Origin of the sequence: Flavobacterium sp. W20_MBD1_R3 (genome assembly GCF_052119725.1) — a bacterium.
Taxonomy (GTDB): Bacteria; Bacteroidota; Bacteroidia; order Flavobacteriales; family Flavobacteriaceae; genus Flavobacterium.
Window position 1 is genome coordinate 156855 of the sequence record NZ_JBGQOR010000004.1, and the last position, 26541, is coordinate 183395.

Below are 26541 nucleotides of genomic sequence, written 5' to 3' on the forward strand. Positions count from 1 at the left end.
AGGTTTCTAATATATTTATTCCTAGTTCCCTCTTCGGGGGTTAGGGGATTTAATCATTCAATTTCAACACCGCCATAAACGCTTCTTGAGGAATTTCAACATTACCAACAAGTCTCATGCGTTTTTTACCTTTTTTCTGTTTTTCCAATAATTTACGTTTACGGGAAATATCGCCACCGTAACATTTTGCGGTAACGTCTTTACGCAACGCTTTTATTGTTTCACGTGAGATTACTTTCACCCCGATAGCTGCTTGAACAGGAATGTCAAATTGCTGACGCGGGATTAATTCTTTCAACTTCTCACACATTTTTTTACCAATCGAATACGCATTATCGGCATGCATCAAGGAGGATAATGCATCTACAATTGTAGCGTTCAATAAAATATCCACTTTCACTAAATTAGAAGTTCGCAACCCAATTGGCGTATAGTCAAACGAGGCATATCCTTTAGAAACTGTTTTCAAACGGTCGTAAAAATCAAATACAATCTCTGCCAAAGGCATATCAAAAGTCAATTCTACGCGTTCCGTAGTCAAATACGTTTGATTAGTAATCAACCCACGTTTTTCAATACACAAACTCATTACGTTTCCAACATAATCAGATTTGGTAATAATAGTTGCCTTAATAAAAGGTTCTTCAACATGGTCTAAACGAGATGGCTCCGGTAAGTCTGAAGGATTGTTTACTATAAGCGGTGTTGTAGGATCTTTTTTAGTATAAGCCAAATACGAAACGTTGGGAACCGTAGTAATAACCGTCATGTTGAACTCTCTCTCCAAACGCTCTTGGATAATTTCCATGTGTAACATTCCCAAGAATCCGCAACGGAAACCAAATCCCAATGCGGCTGAACTTTCCGGCAAAAACACCAATGAAGCATCATTCAACTGCAATTTTTCCATAGAGTTTCTCAACTCTTCATAATCTTCTGTATCTACGGGATAAATCCCCGCAAAAACCATTGGTTTCACATCTTCAAAACCCTTAATTATATTTGTTGTTGGCGTTTTCGCATCTGTCAATGTATCACCAACTTTTACTTCTTTTGCCTCTTTAATTCCGGAAATCAAATACCCAACGTCTCCCGCCGAAATAACTTGTTTTGGAACTTGATTTAATTTCAAAGTACCAATTTCATCTGCAAAATATTCGTTTCCAGTAGCCATGAATTTAATCTTTTGGCCTTTTTTAATCTGTCCGTTTTTTACACGAAAAATAACTTCGATTCCTCGAAACGGATTGTAGTGCGAGTCAAAAATCAACGCTTGTAGCGGCTCATCTACATTTCCTTTTGGAGGAGGAATTCTTTCGATAATAGCTGCCAAAATATTTTCGACACCCAGACCGGTTTTCCCCGACGCATGAATAATATCTTCCAGTTTGCAACCCAATAAGTCCACAATATCATCGCTCACCTCTTCAGGATTTGCACTGGGTAAATCTACTTTATTCAAAACCGGAATAATTTCCAAGTCATTTTCTAAAGCCAAATATAAATTCGAAATCGTTTGTGCCTGTATACTTTGCGCTGCGTCTACAATCAAAAGCGCACCTTCACAAGCCGCAATTGAACGAGAAACTTCGTACGAAAAATCCACGTGTCCCGGAGTGTCAATCAAGTTCAAGATATATTCCTGTCCTTTATACGTATATTCCATCTGAATCGCGTGACTCTTAATCGTAATCCCGCGTTCGCGCTCCAAGTCCATGTTATCCAGCAATTGCGCTTTTTCTTCACGAGCGGTAACGGTTTGTGTAGCGCCAAGTAATCGGTCAGCAAGGGTACTTTTCCCGTGGTCAATATGTGCAATAATGCAAAAATTCCGTATATGTTTCATTTTCTGTTGATATCAAATTTATTTTGGGCGTGACCACAAGGGTCGGGCTATTCGCTGCAAGTCCTCGCAAAGTTCCGCTTTCGCTACACTTTGCTGTGGGCTATTCGCTGCTATCCCTCACGCAATCGCCAAACCACGACAATTAATCTGCAAATATAAGCTAAATTCAACAGTTTCAAAGTCCCGAATATGTAAACTAACCGCTTTAATACGAAGTCTTTCTCCTTTCTTCTTTTCTCCTTTCAGCTAAATAGCGTAATTTTGCAAAAAATTAAGGACGATGATCAAGATTGGCAACATAATATTACCCGAATTCCCTTTACTTCTTGCACCAATGGAAGATGTGAGTGATCCGCCTTTCCGCCGATTGTGCAAAGCGCATGGTGCCGATATGATGTATTCAGAATTTATTTCTTCCGAAGGATTAATTCGTGACGCCATAAAAAGCCGAATGAAATTAGACATCTTCGATTACGAAAGACCCGTAGGAATCCAGATTTTTGGCGGTGACGAAGAAGCCATGGCCATGTCATCAAAAATTGTGTCTGCGGTAAACCCAGATATAATTGATATTAATTTTGGTTGCCCTGTCAAAAAAGTCGTTTGCAAAGGAGCCGGAGCCGGAGTTCTTAAAGATGTAGATTTAATGATTCGCCTGACAAAAGCCGTAATTGACAGCACACATTTGCCAGTTACCGTAAAAACCCGTTTGGGTTGGGATGACAACTCCATTAATATAGATGAAGTTGCTGAGCGTTTACAAGATATTGGCGTTGCTGCTTTGAGCATACATGCCAGAACCCGTGCCCAAATGTACAAAGGTCATTCCGATTGGTCGCACATTGCCCGAGTCAAAAATAATCCCAGAATTACAATGCCTATTTTCGGGAACGGCGATATCGATTCTCCGGAAAAAGCATTACAATATAAAAATGAATACGGTATCGACGGCATCATGATTGGTCGAGCTGCGATAGGGTATCCGTGGATTTTTGACGAAATCAAGCATTACTTCAAAACCGGAGAACATTTGGCAAAACCCACCGTTGTCGATAGAGTAGAAGCGGTTCGAAATCACCTCACTTGGGCAATGGAATGGAAAGGCGAAAGACTAGGGATTGTGGAAACGAGACCACATTATACCAATTATTTCAAAGGAATTCATTCTTTTAAACCTCACAAACAAAAATTAGTAACGCTGGATCATCCTGAAGAATTATTCGCTGCTTTGAATGAAATCGAAGAAACGTATGCAGGATACGAGGTTGTTTAACTAAATATTTTGAACACAAATTCCACTAATTTGGACAGATTATTTCGTGTAAATTGGTGCAATTCGTGTTTTATTTTAAATGAGAAATCTTATTCTAACAACTTTTTGCTCACGCGACTACTCGCAATCAGCGAAGCAATAAAGCCTAGCGAGACAATTGTTCCCATAACAATCAGTACATTTTCGAGAGAGAAAATCACAGGATATGCTAGTGTAGGTGTAATCATAATCAGTTGAAAATGTTCTTGAATCAGTACGATTATAATTCCTAAAACCAAGCCAATTATTCCACCAAAAACACTTAGTAAAGTGCCTTGAAGCAGGAATATTTTTTGTAAATCCTTGATTTCAGTTCCCAGATTAAAGAGGGTTTTTAGGTTTCCTTTTTTGTCTAAAATCATCATTATCAGTGCGCCAATCAAGTTGAAAAGTGCCACAACAATCACAAGCGTAAATATTAAGTATACCGCAATATTCTCCGTATTCAACATCTTATAAAGCGATTCGTTGAGTTGAGCCCTGTTTTTTACGGTAATTTTGTTATTAAAAATTGTTTGAAGTTGGTCTGTAACTGAACTTTCGTCAGCATCGGTTTTCGTCTTAATTTCAATTCCGGAAACCTGATTGGTTTTGTATTCCAATAATTCTTGCGCTAAACCTAAATCAGCAAAAACATATTTAGAATCTAAATCTTCACTGATGGCATAAATACCAACAGGAATCAAATCTGTTTTATTGAAGGCTTGTTCGGCATTTTCTATGGTGCCTTTACCGGGTTTTGGAACTAAAACCTCCAATTGACGATTAAAATCTAACAATCCCATCGAGAATTTTTGGGCAAGACCATACCCTACTACCACTTGATATGTGTCAGTTTCTAGCCATTGTCCATTAAAAAGTTTAGATTCGATAGCATTTACTTTGCCAAAATTAGCATCAACACCTTTGAGGTAAGTGACTTGTTGTTTGCCGTCAAAAGTGAATAAAACACGTTCTTCAATAATTTTAGTGTAGGAAGCTAGACCGGCAATTTTCTTGATTTGGCTTTCCTGATTTGGAGTAATCATAAAGGATTTCCCTAAAGTGCTGCTTATTTTTAAATCAGGGTCTATATCATTAGTAAACGAAAGACTAAAAACTTTCAACCCGCTAAAAACAGATAAAACCACAAACAAAGCCATGGCACCAACAATAATTCCCATGCTGGCAATCCTATTGATGATGTTTATAGCATTGTTTTTACTGTTGCTAAGAATGTAGCGTTTGGCTATATAAAGGGGAAAATTCAAATTTTATTGAAATCTGCGTTTGTCCAAAAGATCTCTGTTTTCAATTGGATTATCTCTATTTGCTAGCGCATTATCAATTTTTTCAATATAGTCTAAAGAGTCGTCAATGAAAAAAACCAAATTGGGAACTTTTCTTAATTGCAGACGAACACGTTGTGATAAATCATGTTTTATAGTTTTAGCGTTGGACTTCACCGCCTCTAAAATTTCTTTAGCTTTGTCCTGAGGAAAAACGCTTAAATGCACCGTTGCTACTGATAAATCTGTAGTTACAGTAACCTTGGATACCGAAATAATTAAGTTAGCCACTCCATTTTTTCTCACTTCACCTTGCAGAATATCAACCAAATCTTTTTGGATAACCCCACCTATTTTTTTCTGTCTATTTGTTTCCATAATGCAAAAATACTACTTTTAAGTTTTATCCAGAAGTTTCGAGACAAATTTTAAAAATAACCTAACAATTGATGTGTTTTTAGATGCTAATATGGAGCATGAAGAAGTACTTTCAATTTCACAGGTTTTCTATTTTATAAAAAACACACCTTTAGAGATAGCCAAAAAGCGGCAGTAAATAGATAAGATTGAAGAGTATTCACATTGAATAGAAGTGTTCAATTATAATTGCTACTTACAGAGTAGAAAATCAAATCATAGAAGCAGTAGTTTCTTCGTTAGTTCAAAAAAAAGGCATCCAATTTTTATTTTTAGGCTAAAATGCAATTATTTATTGAAAATCAATATGTTAGTCTTTTTTTTGTATATTTAACATTATAATTCTTTCCTAAGAATATTTTAATTTGACGCTGAATTTCAAATACCACTTTTTCAGCATTAAAGTGTATACCATTTTCCAAAATTCATTTTTAATTGTTTTTAAAGTTATTCCTTTTCGGAATACACTTTCTATGTTTTTAGTTCAACTGTTAAAATTCATTTTAACAGTTGAACTTTTATTGGATTTATATTTTTTTATTAAATGTAACCATCACCATTTGAATCTATGAATAAATTTTACGTTGCTTTCTTTTTTATCATTCAACTGGGATGCATTACGGCACAAAACAACACAGGATTTTTTGGAAAAATCGTGGACTCAAAAACTCAAAGTTCGTTAGGGTTTGTCGTCGTTAGTATCCAAAATACTACCTTGATGCAACTCACTAAAGAGGATGGTAATTTTAGTTTTGATTCCGTTCCCACAGGAAATATATTGCTTCTGGTACACAGTCAGGGCTTCAAAGATGGCTTATATCCCGTTGAAATTACCGAAGGACAAATGCTGGATTTAGGAACCATAACTTTAGAAGAAGATCAATCCACAGAACAACAAAACAGCATTATCACACTTATCGAAAGCGATTTTGGCGAGGACAACAGCAGTTCTGAAAGTACTTCCGGACTCTTGCAATCGTCCCGAGATGCTTTTTTGCAAGCCGCCGCTTTCAATTGGGGGCAAGCCCGTTTTAGAGTTCGTGGATTAGACAGCGAACATTCCACGATGATGATTAATGGTGTTTCAATGAACAAAATTTATGATGGAAGACCACAATGGGGTGAGTGGGGCGGATTGAATGACGCGCTCCGCAATCAGGAATTTACACTGGGAACAGCACCTTCAGATTATGCTTTTGGAGGGATTTTAGGAACACAGGAAATCAATACGAGGGCTTCTATTTACAGACCGGGTTCCCGAATCTCCTTTTCATCAACCAATACCAATTACAGTTGGCGCACGATGGCAACACATGCCTCTGGCATGAATTCCCGTGGTTGGGCTTTTGTAGTTTCGGCAGGAAAGCGCTGGGCGCAGGAAGGATATTTCGAAGGGACCAATTATGATGCGAATTCTTTTTTTATAAGTCTTGAAAAAAAATTAAGCGAGAAACATTCGTTGAATCTTACTGCACTGTACACGCCTAATTCTAGAGCCAAAAATTCACCAAACACTGCAGAAGTTACGCAATTGACAAACGTAAAATACAATTCGTATTGGGGTTTTCAGGACGGTAAAAAAAGAAATGCCCGGATCAAAACCATTGAAGAACCCACGATTATGCTGAATCATTATTTTAAAATCAATGATAAAACCAATTTGAATTCGAGTGTGACGTATCAATTTGGAACAATTGCCAACAGCAACATCGATTATCAAAATGCCAATAGTCCAGACCCAACGTATTACAGGAAAATACCCAGTTATTACAGTTCGCTTTATGCGCCGGACAACGGAGAATTTTCGGGAGCATTCACTCCGGATTATGAAAATGCAGAGAAAAGCAAAGCTGAATTTTTAGCAAATTCTCAAATTGATTGGACGGCATTGTACCAAGCCAATCAAAATCCAGTTTTGGATGCTAATGGAACAATTACGGGCTACGAACCTACAAAAAGCAAGTATGTTTTGTATGAAGATCAAGTTGAAGATGAAACGGCGGTGGCCACAACTAATTTGAGTGCGCAACTGTCAGAAAATATATTTTTGAATGCCGGAGCATCTTTCAAAAAACTAAAATCGCATAATTCACAAAAATTGTTGGACTTGCTTGGCGGTTCTTATTTTGAAGATATTGATGCTTTTTATAGCGGAAATCAATCGGAATCTGATTTGAATAATCCAGACCGACAAGTAGTCGTTAGCGATACATACGGATACAATTATAATTATTTTGCCAACACGGTAGAAGCATTTACACAATTCAAATTCACGTACAACAAAGTGGACTTTTATCTGGCGCAAAATTTTTCCAAATCGGAGTATCAACGGGAAGGTTTATACAAAAACGGAATTTATGAAACCAATTCATTCGGGAAAAGTAAAAAAGTTGCGTTTGAAAATTTTGGCTTCAAAGCCGGATTCAATTTGAAAATCTCCGGCAAACAGTTGGTGACTTTTAATGCGGCACATTTGACTAAAGCACCTTCTTTGAAAAATACGTTTGCAAATTCCCGATTGAATAATGCAATTGTAGACGGAATCGAAAGTGAGAACATCAGCAGTTTGGATGCGAGTTATGTCTATCGCTCTCCAAAACTGAAAGCCCGATTGACAGCTTATTATTCCCTGATTAAAAATGCGACTCAAATTTCCTTTTTTTATGCCGAAGGGATTTTTGATGATGGCTCCGGTTATTTAAACACCGATGCTTTTGTGAGTCAAACATTAACGCAATTAAACAAGAAGAATATGGGTGCCGAATTTAGTTTGGAATACCAATTAAGTCAAACTTTTAAAACCACTTTTTCGGCAGGTTTTGGAGAATATACGTATGATAGTAATCCGAAAGTGACGTTGACTAACGATGCCGAAGCAACTCCAGAAAACACCAGTCCGGTTTTTGATTTTGGAACGGCTTCCCTCAAAAATTACAAGCAAGCGGGAATGCCACAACGGGCGTATTCCTTGGGAATTGAGTATCGAGATCCAAAATATTGGTGGATTAGTGCCAATGTAAATTACCTCACCAACAGTTATATTGATATTTCACCCATTTCCAGAACCGAAATATTTTATAGAAATCCCGCAAGCGGTTTCAATTTTCCAGAAGCGACGGAGGAAAGAGCCGCGACACTTATAAAACAGGAAAAATTTGATCCAACCATGTTACTCAACCTTGTGGGTGGCAAATCATGGCGAATTTATGGAAAGAATGTTGGCGTTTTTGCCAGCATCAATAATGTACTCGATGTTACCTATAAAACGGGTGGTTACGAACAAGCCCGAAATGCCAATTTCAGACAAATTAATCAGGATGTTTCCAGCGGTACACCTTCTTTTGGGCCAAAATATTTCTACGGATACGGAAGAACGTATTTCGTGAACCTTTATATCAATCTTTAAATTAAAGTATATGAAATCAAAATTTTACAAATCGATTCTATTTTTACTGTTGACAATCACATTTGGCAGTTGCGTGACAGATGAGGTTGAGGCTCCAAAATTAGTTTGTACCCAACAGGATTTAAGTACAAATAAAACTGTCAGCGAAGTTTATGAGGTTGCAAATGCCATTGTAACGCAATACAAATACGATGATATTATCGAGGCGTATGTAGTTTCCAGCGATGAATCGGGGAATTTTTTCAAGTCGATTTCCTTTCAAACTTTGGCAACAGCCACAATACCAGCTATTGGATTTAGTGTTCCTGTGGATGCTACAAATTTGTATATTGATTACAGGTTGGGCAATAAAGTATACATCAAATTGAAAGATCAATACACGGATATTTCGTTTGGTAGCATGCGCATCGGAAGTATTTTTGTAAATTCTTACAATGAAGGCGGAGTAGGGCGGCTTTCGCAAAATGAGTATAAAAAGGTGCTGAGTGCATCGTGTACAAATGTAAAGGAGGAGGTTTTGGTTCGGTCGTTAACTATGTCTGAACTCCTGAATGATTCTAATTTAAATACGTTGGTCGAATTGTCCGATGTTCAGTTTTCAGCTTTGGCAGTTGGTCGCCATTACTTTGAAGAAACGAACAATGTGGGTGGTGCGACAAATTGGGGATTGGTTGATAAATTAGGGAATCAAGTTTATTTTAGAAGCAGTAGTTTTTCTGATTTTGCTACAAAAGTTGTTCCTGATGGAAGCGGAAAAGTAAGAGGAATTTTAACGAAATATGGAAGTGACTACCAGTTATTGCCCCGCTCCGAAAAAGATGTATTGATGACCGGAACAAGAGCAGTTCCTTTTTTCTCCCAAGATTTTGAAAAAGTTGTTGATAAGTCGAATTTAAGCCTCGCGGGATGGGCAAATATGGTTCAAAAAGGATCACTTTTCTGGAAAGGTACAGTATTTTCGGGAAACGGTTATGCTGAATTTAATATCTCCGGTACAAAAGTAGTTTCAAATATAGCTTGGTTGATTTCACCAAAAATTGACATGGATGTTCATACGAAAGAAGTACTGACTTTTAGAAGTGCTCAACATCATTTAGATGTTGATTCACCATTAAATTCTCTTGAAGTTTATGTTTCCACAAATTTTGACGGATTGAATTTTGCAACTGCGACTTGGGTTCCGTTGATTGTCAATTTACCCAAACAAGCCACGCCTTGGTATCAATTTGTAGGAAGTGGCGCCGTAGACTTATCTTCGTATAAAGGTAAAATCAATATCGCTTTTAAATATACCGGTTCTGGGAGAAATCTGGCTCTGGATGGTGCTTTTCAAGTAGATGATGTACAGGTTTTTGGGGATTAATGATTTTTATAAAAGGTTTTACTTGAATTGCTATATTTGCAGCCTTAACCTTTAAATTAAATTATGAAATCTACTTTATTAGCATTAGTTTCTTTATTATTTGTTTCTTGTTTATCGGATAATGAACCATCTAAACCTGTTGATTACACGGTTCAAAACGAAAAAGAAATCGTTGATTACATTGCCAAAAATAATTTAACAGCAACGAAAACCGATTCAGGATTGTATTATGTTATTAATGAAGCGGGAACTGGAGTTCAACCAACGGCATCATCTAATGTAACTGTTGCCTACAAAGGGTACTTTACGAATGGAAACATTTTTGATAAAAGCGATTCTGCTGGATTTTCATTTGGTTTAAACGAAGTGATAAAAGGATGGACAGAAGGTATTCCTTATTTTAAAGAAGGCGGAAACGGAGTTCTTTTAATTCCTTCTCATTTGGGTTACGGCAATGGTAGCGGACCAATTCCAGGAGGTGCTGTACTTATTTTTGATGTCAAACTAATTAAAGTAAATTAGTTCAAGACTATTATAAAAGCATAAAAGGCTGTCTATTTAGACAGCCTTTTATAGTTAGTTACTTTTTGATTTCAACGATGCTTATCGCATAACCTCCACCCGGAGCACTGAGTTGTGCGAGTTTCGATTTGTTGGTTACGGTCATTTTACGAATAGTATACGCTTGCGGATTAGTTTTATAATGTGCATCTTTTGCATCAGCATAAATCGTTGCCTCATACTTTTTTCCTTTTTCCAAGAAATCAAATTTGATTGTTGAGGTACGAGAAGTTTCTCCATTTACATTACCGATGAACCAATTGTTAGTCCCTTTTGCTTTACGCGCAACAGTAACATATTGACCCGGTTCTGCCTCAAGGTATTTACTGTCCGACCAATCTACAGCTACATCTTTTATAAACTGAAATGCATCTGGAAAGCGATCATAATTTTCTGGAGTATCAGCTGCCATTTGCAACGGGCTGTACATCGTTATATACAAAGCCAATTGATTTGCAAGTGTGCTATTTACATGGGAGTTGTTGTCCTTGTTCATTTTACTCAAATCCATTTCAAAAATTCCAGGCGTATAATCCATCGGTCCGCCCACTAAACGTGTAAAAGGCAACACCGTCACGTGATTTGGTTTAGAACCTCCAAAAGATTGATATTCGGTTCCTCTTGCCGCTTCGTTACCTATTAAGTTAGGATATGTTCTTGCAATTCCTGTTGGACGAACTGCCTCGTGCGCATTCACCATAATTTTATAATCAGCAGCTTTTTCTATTGCGAATTGATAATGGTTATTCATAAATTGGTTATAATGATTCCCACCGTTTTCAATGATAGAACCTACGTAACCACTTTTTACAGCATCGTATCCATTGTCTTTCATAAACTGATACGCTTTATCCATGTGACGCTCGTAGTTACGTACCGAACCCGAAGTTTCGTGGTGCATCATCATTTTAACACCTTTTGATTTGGCATATTCATGCAATCCTTTGACATCAAAATCCGGGTATGGCGTCAGAAAATCAAAAACATAATCTTTGGAGTGACCAAACCAGTCTTCCCAACCTTCATTCCAGCCTTCGACTAAAACGGCATCAAAACCGTGTTTCGCTGCAAAATCAATATATTTTTTCACATTGGCGTTATTAGCACCATGTTTTCCATTTGGTTTTGCTTTTGAAAAATCAGTTACGCCAAGTTGTACCGTAGGAAATTCATCCGTATACGCCCAAGAACTTTTTCCAGTAATCATTTCCCACCAAACACCTACGTATTTAACGGGTTTTATCCACGATGTATCTTCAATTTTATTAGGGTCGTTCAAGTTCAATGTCATTTTTGAAGCCAGAATTTCTCTAGCATCATCACTAGCAATTATGGTACGCCAAGGCGAATGATGTGGAGCCTGCATGTATCCTTTATCTCCTTTGGCATCTGGAGTCAACCAAGATTCGAAAACCATAGTTTTATCATCCAGATTCAAATGCATACAAGAATAATCGATTAATGCTGCTTCGTGTAAATTGATATACAATCCATCCGCTGTTTTTAGCATTAGTGAAGTTTGAACTCCTGTCAAAGAAAAAGAAGTTTGGGATACATTTGCCGTTTTTGCTTTTTCAGCCAATCCTCTGATTTCTGATAGTTTTGAGGTCGTATAATCGTATTCTTGGGTATCATAATCACCAGGAATCCAAAAAGCGGTATGATCGCCTGTCATGGCAAATTGTGTTCTTTCTTCTTTGATTACAAAATACGTAAGGTTTTTTTGCGAAGGAAATTCATAACGGAATCCTAGTCCATCGTCAAACAAACGGAAACGAATCACAATTTGTCTGTCGGTTTCTTTTTGATTTAAGGTTACTGCTAATTCGTTATAATGATTGCGAATGGAGGCTACTTCTCCCCAAACTGGTTTCCAGTTTTCATCAAAAGTTGTTGCTTTCGAGTCAACAACAGTGAAATCATTTAACAACGATTTTTTGTCGTTTTTTAACTCAAGACCCAATTTACTTGGCTTTACAACTGCTTTATTTTTGTAATTTAAACTGTAACTTGGAGTTCCGTCGTTTTGTAAGGAGAACTCCATTACAAATTTTCCATTTGGTGATTTTAACTGCTGCGATTTTGCAGGGCTAAAAAATGCGAGCCACATTAAGGCTGTGAAAAGAAATTGCTTCATTTTTTAAATAGAATTTGATAAATTAATTTTTCAGGTTTGGTAATAGATTGTGATCAACATGATTTTCACGAAATCGATTTATTTAAAAATCTATAGTTTTCCAAATTTCGAAAAGGTAAAAGTAAACGCTTTACACACTACATATTTTTGTCATCATAAAAAAGTAGATTGAGTTTCAATTTGAAAAACGCAAGATACTGAATAACTGTTTATTATGTGAATTTAGTATTTAAAAAAAGTGGTAGATTTATAATAAAAAAGTGGTCTTTGAGATTGTTTTAATCCCAAAGACCTTCTTGAAAAACAGCATTTTTCTATTTTAAATTGGTTCCAATCCGCATTACGTTAGCTTCAAAATCTTCTCGTGGACCCGCTGCTTTGTTTTTAAGTTGCGAACGGTAATTGTAAATTGTAGATACCGAATAGCGTAGGAAAGTTGAAATTTTTGCACTGTCTTTAATACCCAAACGAATCAGTGCAAAGATTCGCAGTTCTGTATTTAGCAGTTCGCCTTCTTTCAATTGTATGGCTTCTTCATCAATTAGCAAAGCGCTGAATTCTGGTATGAAATTAGGAAAGAGTTGTAGGAATGTCTTATCGAAATTCGTGAGAAATGCAGCAAGTTCATTTTCAACAAACTGTTTTGATTTTACGGCACTAATCAGGTCGTTCATTTTCCCCGTTGTTGCCATCACATTCAATTTTCGGCGGTATTCGTCTAATTTTACGATGTAGTCTGAACACTGATCCATGTAACGGCCAATGTATATTTCTTTCAAAAGATTGGCTTCGGTCAGCGTATAATTTGTCTCGTTTAACTTCTCATTAAAGGTGCTTAATTCTGTATTCAGTCCCGAAAGCTTGCTGTTGGCCAAACTTAAATCCTGCTTTGCTTTGGACAATTTTTTCATTTGCTTAAAAAGTAAAAAAAGCACCGCCAACAGGAACACGGATAATATACTCGCACTTATTAAAAACAGTACCAACTGAAATCGATTGGTTTCATTTTGTTTTTGATACGCTTCGTTGATAATGGGCAGCATCTTCGAAATTTCATAGGTTCGTAATCGCGCATTACAAAAAAGAGCATCTTCAAGCGAACGTTTTATGTATTTGTAAGCGCGGTCAATATCTCCGTTTTCATACATCAGAAAAGCCAACGAACGCAACGAAATGTATTCTTTTTTGGCCAACTTTAAATCGGAAATAGCCGAAATGGTCAACCATTTTTTCTCCTGATTAAAGTCTTTTTTTTGGCGATAGGCCTGCGAAATAATGTAGGCAATAACCGCTCGATCATCACTGTTGAGAGCAATTTTCGGGAAATAGTTCAGTAATAAAGCCAGTGTTTCCTTGTGTTTTCCGGCATCAAGAAGCGTACTGGATTTCGCCATAATATAGGCGCTTGATTGCGGTTTGTAATAGTTTAAAGAAGAATCACGGTACTTTTTTGTTAAAACAATATACTTCTCTTTTTCCTGAAGTGAAGCCGCATAATCAGACATATAGCCATAAACGACGCTATTTACGGTGAAATAGTAACCTTTTAATTCGGGTGAAGTAGTGATGTTGATTCGATTAAGAATATCCGTTGCCTCCTTGTACATTCCTAATGTTCCCATGATGGAAGCTAGATTTAATCTGGCATGATTTAGCTTTTCAATGTCAATTAGTTTTTCGGCAATTTGAAAACTCTTTCGAGCGTAAATCAACGCGGAATCTGATTGATACGATTTATATTCCGCGTACAACTTTCCGTAAACATCATATCTTTGAATATCGGACGAAGTAGAAAGCAGCAGTTCTTTGAGTTTGTTGATTTGAATCTCTTTTTTATCTGAATACAATTGGTAATCAGCAACTGTTTGATCCAATTCCTGCAATAATTGTTCAGAATTATTTTGGGCAAAAAGAAAAACGGGAAACAAGAATGCAATAAGTACAGTCAAAAAGCGATTCATTCAAATGGTATTAAATTGCTGTAAAAATAATTAAAAATCCAATGGAACTGCTAAAGTAAACAAGGCAAAACGGGTGAGATTTTCAAATTCGGCAAATTTGCTAATTTCTTTTGGTGCCTCTTTGGTCTAATATGTCGTTCGACCAAAATACTATCATTATTCACACGTTATGATTTTTTTATAAACCCAGAACTCAATAAGTCCCTTACAAATCATTAAATTTGTAACTTATTCAAAAATATGTTAGAAAAAGAAGTAATAAATTTCGAAAAAACGGCTATAGTTGGTATTGTGACTCAAAACCAAAGTGAAGAGAAACTAAACGAATATCTTGACGAATTGGAGTTTTTGACTTTTACCGCAGGAGGCCAAGTGGTGAAACGTTTTTCACAAAAAATGGAACGTCCTAATCCTAAGACTTTTGTAGGAACTGGAAAAATTGAAGAGATTCATCTTTTTGTAAAAGAAAATGATATATCGACTTTGGTATTTGATGATGAATTATCGCCTTCACAGCAAAAAAATATATCTAAAATCATAACAGAATGTAAAATTCTGGACAGAACGCACCTTATCCTGGATATTTTTGCGCAACGTGCCGAAACTTCGTATGCAAGAACGCAGGTAGAATTAGCACAATGTATCTACATGTTGCCTCGATTATCGGGACTGTGGACACACCTTGAACGTCAAAAAGGGGGAATTGGAATGCGTGGACCTGGAGAGACAGAGATTGAGACAGACAGACGTATTGTACGAGATAGAATCGCTTTATTGAAAGATAAAATCAAAGCAATCGACAAGCAAATGGGAACCCAAAGAGGCAATCGCGGTTCCATGGTACGCGTGGCTCTGGTTGGGTATACTAATGTGGGGAAATCGACTTTGATGAATGCCGTTGGGAAAAGTGACGTTTTTGTAGAGAACAAACTTTTTGCAACTTTGGACACCACCGTTCGAAAAGTAGTCATCAAAAACCTGCCTTTCTTGCTTTCGGATACCGTAGGATTTATCAGGAAATTGCCAACACAACTGGTTGATTCTTTCAAAAGTACGCTGGATGAGGTTCGTGAAGCGGATTTGTTATTGCATGTAGTTGATATTTCGCATCCGGAATTTGAAGATCATATTGCATCCGTAAATCAAACTTTATTGGACATCAAGGCAAATGACAAACCGGTTATTATGGTTTTCAACAAAATCGATGCTTACAAGCATTTGACTATTGATGAAGATGATTTAATGACCGAAAAAACGCCAAGACATTACACGCTGGAAGAATGGAAAGCGACTTGGATGAGTCGAGTAGGAGAGCAAAATGCGTTGTTTATTTCGGCTACCGAGAAAGAAAATTTCGAGGAATTCAGAGAACGCGTTTACGAAGCCGTAAGACAAATTCACATCACCCGTTTTCCGTACAATAAGTTTTTATATCCGGATTATAAAGACGCGGTGGAAAAAGAAGACACAGACGAAGAAGAAAACGAATAATTTTCTCGTAAACATAAAATACACAATCCCTTTTGACATTTTCAAGAGGGATTTTTTTTGGGCATGTCCAAGCTTTCTCTGCGTTGCAGCTGTGTCAGACTGTTCGCTGCAATCTTTTATTTCGCTGCGCTACATAAAAGGATTTTCGCTGCCATCCTTCATGCGGAGTAACGATAACGATAATTAACAAATAAAAAGTCCATTTGATGATTTGTAAGATAATTTTTAAAGTGTATATTTGAAAGTAATACGCTATGCAGTAGCGCCTAGATAAAAGTCAGTAATAATTATGAGAAAAAACGTATAATTCAATAGCTTAAGATGTAAATGATAGAATATTTTTGTAAAAAATGGAAAGCTATAAAAAGAGCAAATAATATACGTAAAATCAAAATTAAGAACAAAAATAAAATCCCGCCTTATCTTAAAAACAATAGTTTTGAAGAAGAATTAAATTATAAATTATGGTCAACTAAAGGTGCAAGATTTTCTGCAAGTCATAGAAATCATACCTTAAACAAATTATCTTCGAAATCAATTGGATATTTATCTGCATATCTTATAATTATTGGAGTCGTCAATTTGTACGATATCAATTTATTAGGTGTTGAAATATTTGATAATCAAGTTGGTTTCATTTCAACTGCTTTTTCTGTTTTAATCCTTCTCTTTAGTCAACTTGAAAGTTCTGAAAATTTTGCCTTAAAATCAGAACGACATCATAGTTGTTCATTAGATATTTCTGAACTCTACAATAGGGCAAGATTTACAAAAGACTTTACAACAAACCCTTTAACAAAACAAGGCGAACTTCTACAAATAAGTATTGAATATGATAGAATTCTAAAAAAATATGAAAATCATTTACCAATAGATTATATGAAATTTCAACTAACTAAACCAGACTATTTTGAATTAAGTTCTGCAAAGATAAAATGGATTCAGTTTAAATACTATGGCAAAGTTTATCTTGTTTACCACATATTGATATTTGGACCTTTATTGATACTAATTATAATAGCACTAAGTAAAAGTAACTATTGCTAATACACGCTAAATGCAATTTGGATTTTAGGCTTAATTGGAGTTGGTTTTGTATTTGACTGCAATGGCAAATCCGAATAATGGGCTTAATTTAATCCTAAACTGCTTTTAGATAGGGAACTTTTATAAAATTTTATAACAACCTATCGTTAAAAATTATAAATATTATTCTTTTGATTACTATGGATAAAATGTGTGTATTTTGTGGTAAAAAACCAGAAAAGAAAAATAAAGAGCATGTACTTCCTCAATGGCTATTAAAACTTACTGGCGATCCAAATAGAATTGTGACCTTTGGTCATGAAACTAACAGTGGTAAACCATTAGTATTTAATTGGAAAAATTTAACATGTCCATCATGCACGAAATGTAATGATAGGTATGCTGCCTTTGAAGCCGAAATTAGAACTTTAGTTGAAAAATTATTAAATAAAGAGGAACTAACAGGTAATGAATCAATTAAAATTTTAGACTGGTTAGATAAAGTTAGAATTGGCTTGTGGTTAAATTATTATTATTTGGAAAAAAATAAAGCATTAATAAATCCTAGACTATTTATTGATAATAGATTAGGTAAAAAAGATAGATTTTTACAAATACATTTTTTAGAATCTACAAAAAAATCAATAGGATTAAATGCTTTTGGAGTTGAAACTTTTGTATTTCAATCTAATCCATCTTGTTTTGGTTTGAGAATAAACAATATCTTATTAATAAATGGATCAAATGATTATTTAGTTTCTCAAAGTTGTGGGTTTCCATATCCTAAAAAAATGGAATTACAAGAAAATGGAATGACAATTATAGGTGATTGGGAATATAATAGAAATACACAAAAGGATATTGGCGATTTAAAATTAGACAAAGGAGTTTTAACTATTATGCAACCAATTCAAACTGACAATGAACACACCTTTAATTTTTTTAAGGATTCATATTTAAGAGAAAATTGTATAAATATAGAGAAGCAAAAAGGGACTTTATTTAGAATTGAAAATGATTTGGTACGATCTATAAATGATTTAAATAAAAAATTGAAATATGAGTCAGTGATCAATGAAAATACAAAATATATTGGAGAAATAATTTCCAAAGTCTATGAAGGACAAAACACCTTTTTAAAAAAACAATTAAAATCTACCAAAACAATTTATGCGAACTCTATTTTACTAAATGAAGTAAAATTTAATTTTTATAATGAATATCACAAAAAATGAAAATCCCACTAGCGCTCGTTTGTCCACATTCCCTGGTGCTCGTTTGCGACGAGTACCTACTTAAATTAAGAAACAAATTATAGCGTTTGCAACGCGGATCGCTAAAACCGGAGTTTCTTTAAAGGAGTATACTACTGTTTTATAGTAGAGTTTCTTAAAATCAATATTTTCATAAAACATGTCTGAGAATTACAAAGTTATCGATAGTACAGTGCCAACTTTTATTACGATAACAGTTGTAGATTGGGTTGATTTATTAGTAAGACCTAATTATTTTAGTATTTTAGACGAATCCTTAAATTATTGTATAAAGGAAAAAGGATTGAGTGTGCATGCTTATGTATATATGACTAGTCATATTCATTTAATTGTAACAGCATTTGATGGTGAATTACAAGGTGTTATTCGGGATTTTAAAAAATTCACATCTAAAAAACTGATAGAAGCGATTAAAGAATATCCTGAGAGCAGGCGAGAAACAAATTATAGCGTTTGCAACGCGGATGATACAACTTAAAACATTATATGAAAAATACGAGTATTACAATCTTATTATTTTTAGTTCAATTAAGTTTTGGACAGAATCTAAACATAATAAATAATCAAGCAATCCAATTTAGTCTAAAACAAAAAAAAGACACAATTGATTTTATATTGATTGACACAAAATTAGACGAAATAAAACCGATTTTTTTATTTTGTCAAGGTTCTTTACCATTGCCACTATTTGTAAAACCAGAAAAAGAAAAAATGTGGATGATTGGCGGTGGAATTACAAATTTTGACTTAAATGAGATTAAAAAAAAATATCATTTAATTGTAATTTCAATGCCAAAAACATCTGTAATTGTGAATGAAAAAAACTTAAATGAATCGTATTGCTATATTCCAAATCCTAAACAACCTGATGAATTTGATAAGGATTATGTGAAGTCTGATTATTTAGAAAATTATGAAAATAGAGCGAAAGCAGTTTTGAAATTCTTGCGAAAACAAAAATGGGTAGATAATTCTAAATTAATAGTTGCAGGACATTCACAGGGTTCAAAAGTTGCAACTTTAATAGCTTTAAATAATAAACAAGTCACAAGTTTAGGATTATTTGGTGCAAATCCATTCGGTAGAATTGACCAAAATATTCGAGATTACAGAAAAAGTGCAGAAAGTAAACAAATGACTTGGGAAGAAGCAGATAAACGTATCGAACAAACATATGAAATGTTTAAGGATTCTTACGATGAAGAAATATTAATAGAGAATCCAAATTTATTAGCATGGAAATCATTTTCAAGACCATTAATAAATGATTGGCTGAAGATTAAAATCCCAACCTATTTAGCTTATGGAACAAATGATATTGCTTCAGATTTATGTGATTTAGTTCCTTTATTTTACATTCAGAATTCAAAAACAAATTTGACTTATAAAAGATATTTAAATTTAGAACATAATTTTTTTGAAGTAAAAGAAAATGGAAGGGCAAATTATGAAAAAGAACATTGGAAAGAAGTAATGAACGAATTTATCAAATGGACATTAAAATAAACATCAGATGCTATGCTGAGCACCCGACTAGCGCTCGTTTGTCCAAGTTATCTGGTGATCTTCTGTGCTAAGTGCTAGTGGAGACACTCTAAAATAATTTATTTTTTATTTGTAAATTGTTAACTTTTAAGATAACTTTGTAACATGGTTAGAGATATTATATTTTACGAAAATCATTTTATTGAATTTTATCAAAAACAAGATGAAAAAGTAAAAGAAAAAATAAAATATGTTCTTGAACTGATAAAACAAGTTGAAAAAGTTCCAGAGAAATTTTTAAAACATCTTACCGGAACAAATGGACTTTATGAAATTAGAATTGAGTATCAGTCGAATATTTACAGAATATTTTGCTGTTTTGACAAAGGAAAATTGGTGGTGCTTTTTAATGGTTTTCAGAAGAAAACACAAAAAATACCAAAAAATGAATTGGACAAAGCATTGATTTTAATGAATGAGTATTTTCAACATAAAAACTAATAAAATGGAAAATTATAAAAATATAACCAATTTTGACCAACTTGTTGAAGTTGAACACGGAAAAATTGGAACTGAAAGTAGAAATAGCTACGAAGAAAAAACACAAATGTTCATCATCAGTGAAATGCTGAAAAATGCTAGGAAAGAAGCAAAAATTACTCAAGAACAATTAGCAGAAAAAACTGGAACTAAAAAAAGTTACATTTCAAGAATTGAGAATGGAAAAGGAAATATTCAGCTATCCACTTTAATCAGGATTTTTGAATTAGGATTAAACAAACGTATTGGCTTGACATTTTTATAAATAAAATCCTTATTAGTTTTCGTTTTTCAGCTTTGCGGCGAATCCTTATCTAAACGAAGACACAAATTATTGCGCTTGCTACTTAAGTAATTGAAATAGAATTATTTACAGAACAAAAAAAGACCTTTATAAATTTCTAAAGGTCTTTTTTTATAAAAATGTATTTTCTTAGAAACCGTAATTAACGCCTAATCCAAATACTTCTCTAACCTGAACGGCTTGAATCGAATTGTCATCATAAATGGCTTGTAAGGCTACGTTAGCCGACAAGTATTTGTTGATTTTCATGATGACATTCATTTGGTAATCAACATCAACGTTTTGAGGATTATCTAAATAATTGGAATATAAATTCAATCGGTTTTCTATAGATACATTCGTCATGATATTGAATTTATAGTATGCCGTAATACTGGCTCCAAACTCAAATCGAGTGGAGTCGCCTTGCAATACTCCAAACGAAGGACCAAATTCTGTAAAATGAGGGTGAACGATAATTAGTTTTGCTGTCGCAGGAGAAAAATTGACACTCAAATTATCACTCTTTTTCCACAGCATTCCTGGTCCCAACTGGAAATAAGCCGGAGAGAAAAAATGAGATATTTTATCATCATTTTTGTCTAATCCAGTGTCCATTTGAGTCTTGAAATTAAAAAACATCGAATAGTACCATTGCCCTTTGGCTTTCTTTCCCCAAAGAGAATTCAGTTCCAGACGATCGTCCGTTTTTGCAGTTTTTTCGTCTCCTTTTATTTTGGTTAAACCGTACGCTAAAATAAATTTGTTATCCCAAACGATATCTTCTTTTTTATAATTGAAGTCATAATTTAGTCCAAAATTCCCCGCAATATTCGAAGTTCCACCACCGAGCCATTGCTTATTGTAAGCCGATTGATTAAAAAGCAGTGAGATGTTTCCTTTTTTGGTCCAATACTTTATCGTGTCTGTTGCCGTTTCTTGTGCAGTAGCAGAAAGCATTGCAAAAAGAAACACTACAGAAAAAGCTATTTTTTTCATGTCTATGTATTTTAAATAGAATTTAAAGTATTCATCAACGTAAATATATTATCCTTTTTTAGGCGCTTTGTATAACGGAACGGCTGAGCATGCCTCGCCATACAAAATACTTCGGGCAAAAGGTTGCAAGTAATGCGCTGCTAATACGTAAGCCCGCATCGGAACCGGTTTTCTGGAGCATCCTTTTATAATAACAGGCTTATTTTCATAAACCGAATAATCAATTTTAGGCAACAATTCTTCATACAAAGAAACATCTAAATCTTCCAAAGTTCCATTGATGATTTTCTTGGCAAATGGCGCTAGTTGAATGGCCACCAAAATTGAAGCCCAAGCCGGAACAATAGCATCGGTGCTGCAATGAATCGCTACATATTGATCTTGGTATTGTGACCAATCGTGATTTTTCAATTCCTCTCTAAAGTCTTTTTCTTTCAATAAAAAACCTTCCAAAAGCCATTGCGAAATATCGATTTGCGCACGGATTCCTTTTGGATAATAATCTTCGAGATCGAAAACTTCCAAAACACTATTCGCAACTTTATTTATAATTTCATCTTCCATACCATTTTTTTATAGATAGCCTTCAGCCTGCAGTGTGAACAGTTGGGCATATAATTTTTTATTTTCCATTAACTCATTATGCGTTCCTGATTCTAAGATCTTACCTTCTTGTAAGACTAAAATACGGTCTGCCTGTCTCACAGTGCTAAATCTATGAGAGATTATTACACTGGTTTTATCTTTTATTAATCCTATAAATCGTTCAAAAACTTCGCTTTCAGCTTTGGCATCCAGTGCCGATGTGGGCTCGTCTAGAATCATAACCTCAGCGTTTTTCATGTAAGCCCTCGCCAATGCAATTTTTTGCCATTGTCCTCCGGATAGTTCCTGACCTTTTGCAAATCGTTTTCCTAGTTGTTGATCGTAGCCATACTTTAATTCAGAGACAACTTCGTTGGCCAAACTCAATTCAGCCGCTTTTTGTATTCGTTCGTAATCATTAATTTCATCAATTTTGCCGATGGCGATATTTTCTTTCACTGAAAATTCATACTTGAAAAAATCCTGAAAAAGGACTCCAAAATATTCCTGGTAATTAGCCTTATTATATCGATTTATATTTATGCCATCAAGCAAAATTTCACCCGATGTTGGCTCGTAAAACCGAAGCAGTAATTTAGTAAGTGTTGTTTTCCCAGCACCATTCTGCCCAACGAATGCTATTTTTTCTCCAGCTTTTATAACAAAACTAATGTCTTTTACTATTTGATTATCAGATTCCGGATAAGCAAAATAGACGTTTTTAAATTCAAATCCGGTTTTGATTTTTTCTGGCAACGGAACCTCCTTTTCATTTTTATATTCGGAAGGAATGTCAAGAAAATCAAAATAATCTTTCAGATATAAAGAGCTTTCGGATATCCGAGTAAATTTCGAAAAAAAATCTCGCAGACTACTCATTAAACGATTGAAACTCCCGGATAAAAAAGTTAATTCACCAAGTGTAATTCCGCCCGAAAGAACTCTGTAAATTATAAAAACATATGCTGCATAATAACTAATTGATCCTAAAACATTAAATAAAAACCCATAACTGGAACGTTTTACAACGAGCGATTTATTTAATTTAAAATAGCGCGTTGCAAGGGTTTCAAATCTTTCGACCAGAAAGCTAGTTAATCCAAAAAGCTTAATTTCCTTTGCCGTTTTATCATTAGCGCCAATAAATCTAAGGTAATCCAATTCCCTTCTTTCGGAAGTCCAGCTTCTAGCCAGCGAATATTGTTGTTGACTGAAACGTACTTCGTTAATAAAAGACGGAAAAATGCTTAAAATTAATAAGACAATTAAATAAGGTTCAAAATAAATCAATCCTATTACAAGCGAAAAGATAGAAATAGTAGTTTGCGCCTGACCTAAAACATTCGACATTAAATCGACACGACCTGCCGTTTGCGTTCTTGCTCGGTCAAGCTTGTCGTAAAATTCAGAATTTTCCAGCAGACTAATATCGATTTCATTAGTCTTTTTGATAATTTTAATCGAACTATTGATATTATACTGATCTCCAAGAATTCCATCGGTAAGTGAAATTGCCCGACCTACCAAATCAGATAACACGACGAGTATAAACTCTATTGCTACAGAATGCCAAAGCGCAGAATAATCCTTTTCGCCGTGTGTTGTAATTTGGATGATGGCATCAAAAATGAGTTTTCCAACCCATAAAATTGCAACGGGTAACAAAGCCGCAACGATTCTGCAAAAAGCTGATGTCAAGAATAACGTTTTGTTAGTACGCCAAATTTCTTTGAAAAAGCGGGGTATAAAAAAAAGCGAATCAAAAGAAGATTTTAGTCCAAATTTTTGATCGTTTAAAGATTTGGGTTGAGTCCGCGCCATTTTAAAGCATTCCCAATTCTAATTTTGCTTCCTCACTCATTAAATCTTTGCTCCAAGGCGGATCAAAAGTAATTTCTACTTCAGCGTCTTTTACATGTTCAATTGATTTTACTTTTTCTTCTACTTCTCTTGGTAAACTTTCTGCAACTGGGCAGTTAGGAGAGGTAAGCGTCATCAGGATTTTTACTTCATAATCGGTATTGACCATCACGTCATAAATCAGTCCTAATTCATATATATCTACAGGAATTTCAGGATCGTAAATAGTTTTTAATATTTTTACGATTGATTCTCCTAATTCAGTGGTGTCTATTTCTTGTGTCATTATTTTTAATTTAAAGTTTAAAGTTTAAAGTTGCAAAATGCACTTCAAAATTCGTTTATTAATATTCAAGAAATGCATCTTGAAAAATACTTCTTATATTTTATAAAATTACTTTTATGGTTTAAAAGCCTAAATCAATTCTGTGCATTGAACGCCAAAGCATACATTTTAATGTTTTTTATCATCGATACCAATCCGTTGGCGCGAGTTGGTGATAAATGTTCTTTCAAACCTATTTCGTCAATAAAACCCATGTCGGCTTCCAGAATATCCGATGCTTTTTGATTGGAAAAAGTACGAATTAATATAGCAATAATTCCTTTGGTCAAAATGGCATCACTATCAGCGGTGAAAACAATTTTATCGTCTGTTTGTTCTCCTTGCAACCATACTTTCGACTGGCAGCCTTTGATAATGTTATTTTCTGTTTTGAATTCTTCTTTGATTATAGGAAGTTTTTTTCCTAATTCGATGATGTATTCATAACGCTCCATCCAGTCGTCAAACATGGAGAACTCATCAACAATTTCTTCTTGTATCTCTTTAATTTTCATACTATTCTGAATTTATTTCAGTTTTATTCTTTAGCTAATGAAAGCATGGTATTTACGAACTTTTTTATTTCTTTTGGTGGAAAACCATGATCAAAACTATTTGTTTCATAGGTTTTATCTTTAAAGGTGATTTTAAAATTGGCAATAGCCGCACCGTCATAAAAACGTTTTTCGGTCGGTGCTTTTAATTTGGATAAACTATCCAATTCCATCTTTTTAAAACAATTCACTAATTCTTTCCAGTCAGTGTCTGATATTTTTGTTGGAGTCGGTTTGTCATTTCCGTCTCTGTCTTTTGAAACCGTCAGCACCTGGTTTTTTACCGTTATTTTTTGATAGAAACCTCTGGTATTTGCCGTATATTCAATGACAGCAGCTTCAATATCTTGCGCTCTGGCACTACTACAACCGTTGCCAATGAAAATAGTCAGGAATAGTAATGCTAGGATTTTCATGTGCTGATAATTTTAATATTTTAAGATAACATGCGTTGCGCTTTTTTAATAGCTTCAACCATAACGTCAATTTCTTCGTTGGTATTGTAAAAAGCAAATGAAGCCCGTATTGTTCCCGGAATTTCAAAGAAATCCATGATGGGCTGGGCGCAATGATGGCCTGTTCTTACGGCTATTCCTAATTTGTCAATTATAGTGCCAATGTCGTACGGATGAATGGCTTCAATGTTAAACGAAATTACGGAAGTTTTTTCTTTGGCCGTGCCATAAATCTTCAAGCCTTCAATTTCCAATAGTCGTTTGGTTCCGTATTCTAATAATTCTTTTTCTTGTTGTTGAATGTTGTCAAAACCAACTTCATTCATATAATCAACGGCAGTTCCCAGAACAATTCCTCCAGCAATATTTGGTGTTCCAGCTTCAAATTTATGAGGCAACTCCGCATAAGTTGTTTTCTCGAAAGTGACTTCCTTGATCATTTCGCCTCCACCTTGGTAAGGTGGTAATTTATTCAACCACGATTCTTTTCCGTACAAAATTCCAATACCTGTTGGACCACATATCTTATGTCCTGAAAAAACGTAAAAATCACAATCTAATTCCTGAACATTTGGTTTCAAATGCGGAACAGCTTGCGCTCCGTCAATCAAGATCGCTGCACCAACTTCATGCGCTTTGTCAATCATATATTTAATTGGATTGACAGTTCCAAGAGCATTCGAAATATGGTTTACAGTTACAATCTTAGTTTTATCCGAAAGTAATTTGTCATATTCGGACATGATCAACTCGCCATCAAGATTCATTGGAATCACACGCAAAGTCGCTCCGGTTTTCTCGCACAACATTTGCCAAGGCACAATATTACTGTGGTGCTCCATTGCCGAAACTAAAACTTCATCGCCTGGTTTTAAAATTGAAGCAAATCCGTTTGCAACTAAATTTATTCCATGCGTTGTTCCCGAAGTAAAGAGCACTTCATGAGCAAATTTTGCATTGATGTGATTTTGAAGTTTCCCGCGGGAAATCTCATAAGCATCAGTTGCTAACTGACTCAAAGTATGAACGCCTCTATGAATATTAGCGTTGACTTCCTGATAGTATTTTGAAATCGCATCAATCACAACTTGTGGTTTTTGCGAAGTGGCTCCATTGTCAAAATAAACCAATGGTTTTCCGTTTACTTTTTGAGAAAGAATAGGGAAATCAGCTCTAATTTTATTGATATCTAACATTTTATTGGCTTGTTTTTAATGTTTTTATTGGTCTAAAGGAACAATAATAGTCAACACTTTTTTAGACAGACTAATTTGAAATTAGCGAGTCATTATTTAGAATTTTTCTAAATACAAAAGTAGTGAAATTGGAATTAATTTTTGGCAAACACTTGTTAATAAAACTTGATTTTCTCAATTCGGTATCGGTTTATAAA

23 protein-coding genes are annotated in these 26541 nt (G+C 34.8%); 11 read left to right on the forward strand and 12 right to left on the reverse strand.

Annotation, left to right across the window (positions count from 1 at the left end):
- Nucleotides 1-49: 49 nt before the first annotated feature.
- The gene (lepA, locus tag ACEN2F_RS08245; protein ID WP_441737806.1) at nt 50-1846 is read right to left on the reverse strand and encodes a translation elongation factor 4; all 1797 of its coding nucleotides are present in this window, start codon (nt 1844-1846) and stop codon (nt 50-52) included.
- A 280-nt stretch (nt 1847-2126) separates the two neighbouring features.
- Between lepA and dusB the strand changes: the two genes are divergently transcribed.
- The gene (gene dusB / locus ACEN2F_RS08250; protein ID WP_441737808.1) at nt 2127-3119 is read left to right on the forward strand and encodes a tRNA dihydrouridine synthase DusB; all 993 of its coding nucleotides are present in this window, start codon (nt 2127-2129) and stop codon (nt 3117-3119) included.
- Nucleotides 3120-3208: 89 nt separating this feature from the next.
- Here the strand turns inward: dusB and ACEN2F_RS08255 are convergent, their stop codons facing one another.
- Both ACEN2F_RS08255 and rbfA read right to left on the reverse strand, forming a co-directional pair.
- The gene (locus ACEN2F_RS08255) at nt 3209-4408 is read right to left on the reverse strand and encodes an ABC transporter permease (RefSeq protein ID WP_441737810.1); all 1200 of its coding nucleotides are present in this window, start codon (nt 4406-4408) and stop codon (nt 3209-3211) included.
- A 3-nt stretch (nt 4409-4411) separates the two neighbouring features.
- Nucleotides 4412-4804: a 30S ribosome-binding factor RbfA gene (gene rbfA / locus ACEN2F_RS08260; RefSeq protein ID WP_126452046.1), complete on the reverse strand. Its 393-nt coding sequence runs from the start codon at nt 4802-4804 to the stop codon at nt 4412-4414.
- 607 nt (nt 4805-5411) lie between these two features.
- On the opposite strand from rbfA, the gene ACEN2F_RS08265 reads away from it, so the two are divergent.
- The 3 genes from ACEN2F_RS08265 to ACEN2F_RS08275 all read left to right on the forward strand — a co-directional run bounded on the left by ACEN2F_RS08265 (nt 5412) and on the right by ACEN2F_RS08275 (nt 10134).
- On the forward strand, nt 5412-8249 hold the full coding sequence (locus tag ACEN2F_RS08265) for a carboxypeptidase-like regulatory domain-containing protein (protein WP_441737812.1): 2838 nt from the start codon (nt 5412-5414) through the stop codon (nt 8247-8249).
- 10 nt (nt 8250-8259) lie between these two features.
- Entirely contained in the window at nt 8260-9612 is a 1353-nt protein-coding gene (locus ACEN2F_RS08270; protein WP_441737814.1) for a DUF5689 domain-containing protein, read from the forward strand.
- 63 nt (nt 9613-9675) lie between these two features.
- Complete coding sequence (locus ACEN2F_RS08275; protein WP_441737815.1) at nt 9676-10134, forward strand: FKBP-type peptidyl-prolyl cis-trans isomerase; 459 nt, start codon at nt 9676-9678, stop codon at nt 10132-10134.
- A 58-nt stretch (nt 10135-10192) separates the two neighbouring features.
- Here ACEN2F_RS08275 and ACEN2F_RS08280 read toward each other — a convergent pair whose 3' ends face one another.
- Both ACEN2F_RS08280 and ACEN2F_RS08285 read right to left on the reverse strand, forming a co-directional pair.
- On the reverse strand, nt 10193-12310 hold the full coding sequence (locus ACEN2F_RS08280) for a glycoside hydrolase family 97 protein (protein ID WP_441737817.1): 2118 nt from the start codon (nt 12308-12310) through the stop codon (nt 10193-10195).
- Between the two features lie 314 nt (nt 12311-12624).
- A complete protein-coding gene (locus tag ACEN2F_RS08285) occupies nt 12625-14271 on the reverse strand; it encodes a DUF6377 domain-containing protein (protein ID WP_441737819.1) in 1647 nt (548 codons plus the stop codon).
- Between the two features lie 240 nt (nt 14272-14511).
- Between ACEN2F_RS08285 and hflX the strand changes: the two genes are divergently transcribed.
- The 7 genes from hflX (at nt 14512) to ACEN2F_RS08320 (ending at nt 20352) form a co-directional block, all read left to right on the forward strand.
- The gene (hflX, locus tag ACEN2F_RS08290; RefSeq protein WP_441737821.1) at nt 14512-15762 is read left to right on the forward strand and encodes a GTPase HflX; all 1251 of its coding nucleotides are present in this window, start codon (nt 14512-14514) and stop codon (nt 15760-15762) included.
- Nucleotides 15763-16089: 327 nt separating this feature from the next.
- Nucleotides 16090-16809, forward strand: coding sequence for an SLATT domain-containing protein (locus ACEN2F_RS08295; RefSeq protein WP_441737823.1), 720 nt, complete (start codon nt 16090-16092; stop codon nt 16807-16809).
- 170 nt (nt 16810-16979) lie between these two features.
- A complete protein-coding gene (locus ACEN2F_RS08300; RefSeq protein WP_441737825.1) occupies nt 16980-18023 on the forward strand; it encodes a hypothetical protein in 1044 nt (347 codons plus the stop codon).
- Between the two features lie 178 nt (nt 18024-18201).
- Entirely contained in the window at nt 18202-18540 is a 339-nt protein-coding gene (locus ACEN2F_RS08305; protein ID WP_441737827.1) for a hypothetical protein, read from the forward strand.
- Between the two features lie 8 nt (nt 18541-18548).
- Nucleotides 18549-19568 (forward strand): hypothetical protein, encoded by a 1020-nt coding sequence (locus ACEN2F_RS08310; protein WP_441737829.1) that lies wholly within the window; start codon nt 18549-18551, stop codon nt 19566-19568.
- 144 nt (nt 19569-19712) lie between these two features.
- Nucleotides 19713-20048 carry a type II toxin-antitoxin system RelE/ParE family toxin gene (locus ACEN2F_RS08315; protein WP_441737830.1) on the forward strand — a complete coding sequence of 112 codons (336 nt, stop codon included), beginning with the start codon at nt 19713-19715 and terminating at the stop codon, nt 20046-20048.
- A 4-nt stretch (nt 20049-20052) separates the two neighbouring features.
- The gene (locus tag ACEN2F_RS08320; RefSeq protein WP_441737832.1) at nt 20053-20352 is read left to right on the forward strand and encodes a helix-turn-helix domain-containing protein; all 300 of its coding nucleotides are present in this window, start codon (nt 20053-20055) and stop codon (nt 20350-20352) included.
- 168 nt (nt 20353-20520) lie between these two features.
- Here ACEN2F_RS08320 and ACEN2F_RS08325 read toward each other — a convergent pair whose 3' ends face one another.
- The 7 genes from ACEN2F_RS08325 to ACEN2F_RS08355 form a co-directional block, all read right to left on the reverse strand.
- Nucleotides 20521-21369, reverse strand: coding sequence for a DUF3078 domain-containing protein (locus ACEN2F_RS08325; protein WP_441737833.1), 849 nt, complete (start codon nt 21367-21369; stop codon nt 20521-20523).
- Nucleotides 21370-21417: 48 nt separating this feature from the next.
- Nucleotides 21418-21933, reverse strand: coding sequence for a DUF2480 family protein (locus ACEN2F_RS08330; protein ID WP_441737835.1), 516 nt, complete (start codon nt 21931-21933; stop codon nt 21418-21420).
- Nucleotides 21934-21942: 9 nt separating this feature from the next.
- The gene (locus tag ACEN2F_RS08335) at nt 21943-23775 is read right to left on the reverse strand and encodes an ABC transporter ATP-binding protein (RefSeq protein WP_441737837.1); all 1833 of its coding nucleotides are present in this window, start codon (nt 23773-23775) and stop codon (nt 21943-21945) included.
- A gap of 1 nt (nt 23776) precedes the next feature.
- Nucleotides 23777-24100 (reverse strand): SUF system Fe-S cluster assembly protein, encoded by a 324-nt coding sequence (locus ACEN2F_RS08340; RefSeq protein ID WP_126455787.1) that lies wholly within the window; start codon nt 24098-24100, stop codon nt 23777-23779.
- 134 nt (nt 24101-24234) lie between these two features.
- On the reverse strand, nt 24235-24654 hold the full coding sequence (locus ACEN2F_RS08345) for a SufE family protein (RefSeq protein ID WP_441737840.1): 420 nt from the start codon (nt 24652-24654) through the stop codon (nt 24235-24237).
- A gap of 23 nt (nt 24655-24677) precedes the next feature.
- Complete coding sequence (locus ACEN2F_RS08350; RefSeq protein ID WP_441737842.1) at nt 24678-25109, reverse strand: hypothetical protein; 432 nt, start codon at nt 25107-25109, stop codon at nt 24678-24680.
- Between the two features lie 20 nt (nt 25110-25129).
- Entirely contained in the window at nt 25130-26344 is a 1215-nt protein-coding gene (locus tag ACEN2F_RS08355; RefSeq protein ID WP_441737843.1) for an aminotransferase class V-fold PLP-dependent enzyme, read from the reverse strand.
- Nucleotides 26345-26541 lie beyond the last annotated feature (197 nt).

Coding starts and splice junctions, on each gene's coding strand:
- ACEN2F_RS08275 (WP_441737815.1), top strand. CDS start 9,676: ATGAAATCTACTTTATTAGCATTAGTTTCTTTATTATTTGTTTCTTGT.
- ACEN2F_RS08320 (WP_441737832.1), top strand. CDS start 20,053: ATGGAAAATTATAAAAATATAACCAATTTTGACCAACTTGTTGAAGTT.
- dusB (WP_441737808.1), top strand. CDS start 2,127: ATGATCAAGATTGGCAACATAATATTACCCGAATTCCCTTTACTTCTT.
- ACEN2F_RS08345 (WP_441737840.1), bottom strand. CDS start 24,654: ATGAAAATTAAAGAGATACAAGAAGAAATTGTTGATGAGTTCTCCATG.
- ACEN2F_RS08330 (WP_441737835.1), bottom strand. CDS start 21,933: ATGGAAGATGAAATTATAAATAAAGTTGCGAATAGTGTTTTGGAAGTT.
- ACEN2F_RS08285 (WP_441737819.1), bottom strand. CDS start 14,271: ATGAATCGCTTTTTGACTGTACTTATTGCATTCTTGTTTCCCGTTTTT.
- ACEN2F_RS08325 (WP_441737833.1), bottom strand. CDS start 21,369: ATGAAAAAAATAGCTTTTTCTGTAGTGTTTCTTTTTGCAATGCTTTCT.
- ACEN2F_RS08295 (WP_441737823.1), top strand. CDS start 16,090: ATGATAGAATATTTTTGTAAAAAATGGAAAGCTATAAAAAGAGCAAAT.
- ACEN2F_RS08310 (WP_441737829.1), top strand. CDS start 18,549: ATGAAAAATACGAGTATTACAATCTTATTATTTTTAGTTCAATTAAGT.
- hflX (WP_441737821.1), top strand. CDS start 14,512: ATGTTAGAAAAAGAAGTAATAAATTTCGAAAAAACGGCTATAGTTGGT.
- ACEN2F_RS08335 (WP_441737837.1), bottom strand. CDS start 23,775: ATGGCGCGGACTCAACCCAAATCTTTAAACGATCAAAAATTTGGACTA.
- ACEN2F_RS08355 (WP_441737843.1), bottom strand. CDS start 26,344: ATGTTAGATATCAATAAAATTAGAGCTGATTTCCCTATTCTTTCTCAA.
- rbfA (WP_126452046.1), bottom strand. CDS start 4,804: ATGGAAACAAATAGACAGAAAAAAATAGGTGGGGTTATCCAAAAAGAT.
- ACEN2F_RS08270 (WP_441737814.1), top strand. CDS start 8,260: ATGAAATCAAAATTTTACAAATCGATTCTATTTTTACTGTTGACAATC.
- ACEN2F_RS08305 (WP_441737827.1), top strand. CDS start 18,202: ATGTCTGAGAATTACAAAGTTATCGATAGTACAGTGCCAACTTTTATT.
- lepA (WP_441737806.1), bottom strand. CDS start 1,846: ATGAAACATATACGGAATTTTTGCATTATTGCACATATTGACCACGGG.
- ACEN2F_RS08340 (WP_126455787.1), bottom strand. CDS start 24,100: ATGACACAAGAAATAGACACCACTGAATTAGGAGAATCAATCGTAAAA.
- ACEN2F_RS08350 (WP_441737842.1), bottom strand. CDS start 25,109: ATGAAAATCCTAGCATTACTATTCCTGACTATTTTCATTGGCAACGGT.
- ACEN2F_RS08265 (WP_441737812.1), top strand. CDS start 5,412: ATGAATAAATTTTACGTTGCTTTCTTTTTTATCATTCAACTGGGATGC.
- ACEN2F_RS08315 (WP_441737830.1), top strand. CDS start 19,713: ATGGTTAGAGATATTATATTTTACGAAAATCATTTTATTGAATTTTAT.
- ACEN2F_RS08280 (WP_441737817.1), bottom strand. CDS start 12,310: ATGAAGCAATTTCTTTTCACAGCCTTAATGTGGCTCGCATTTTTTAGC.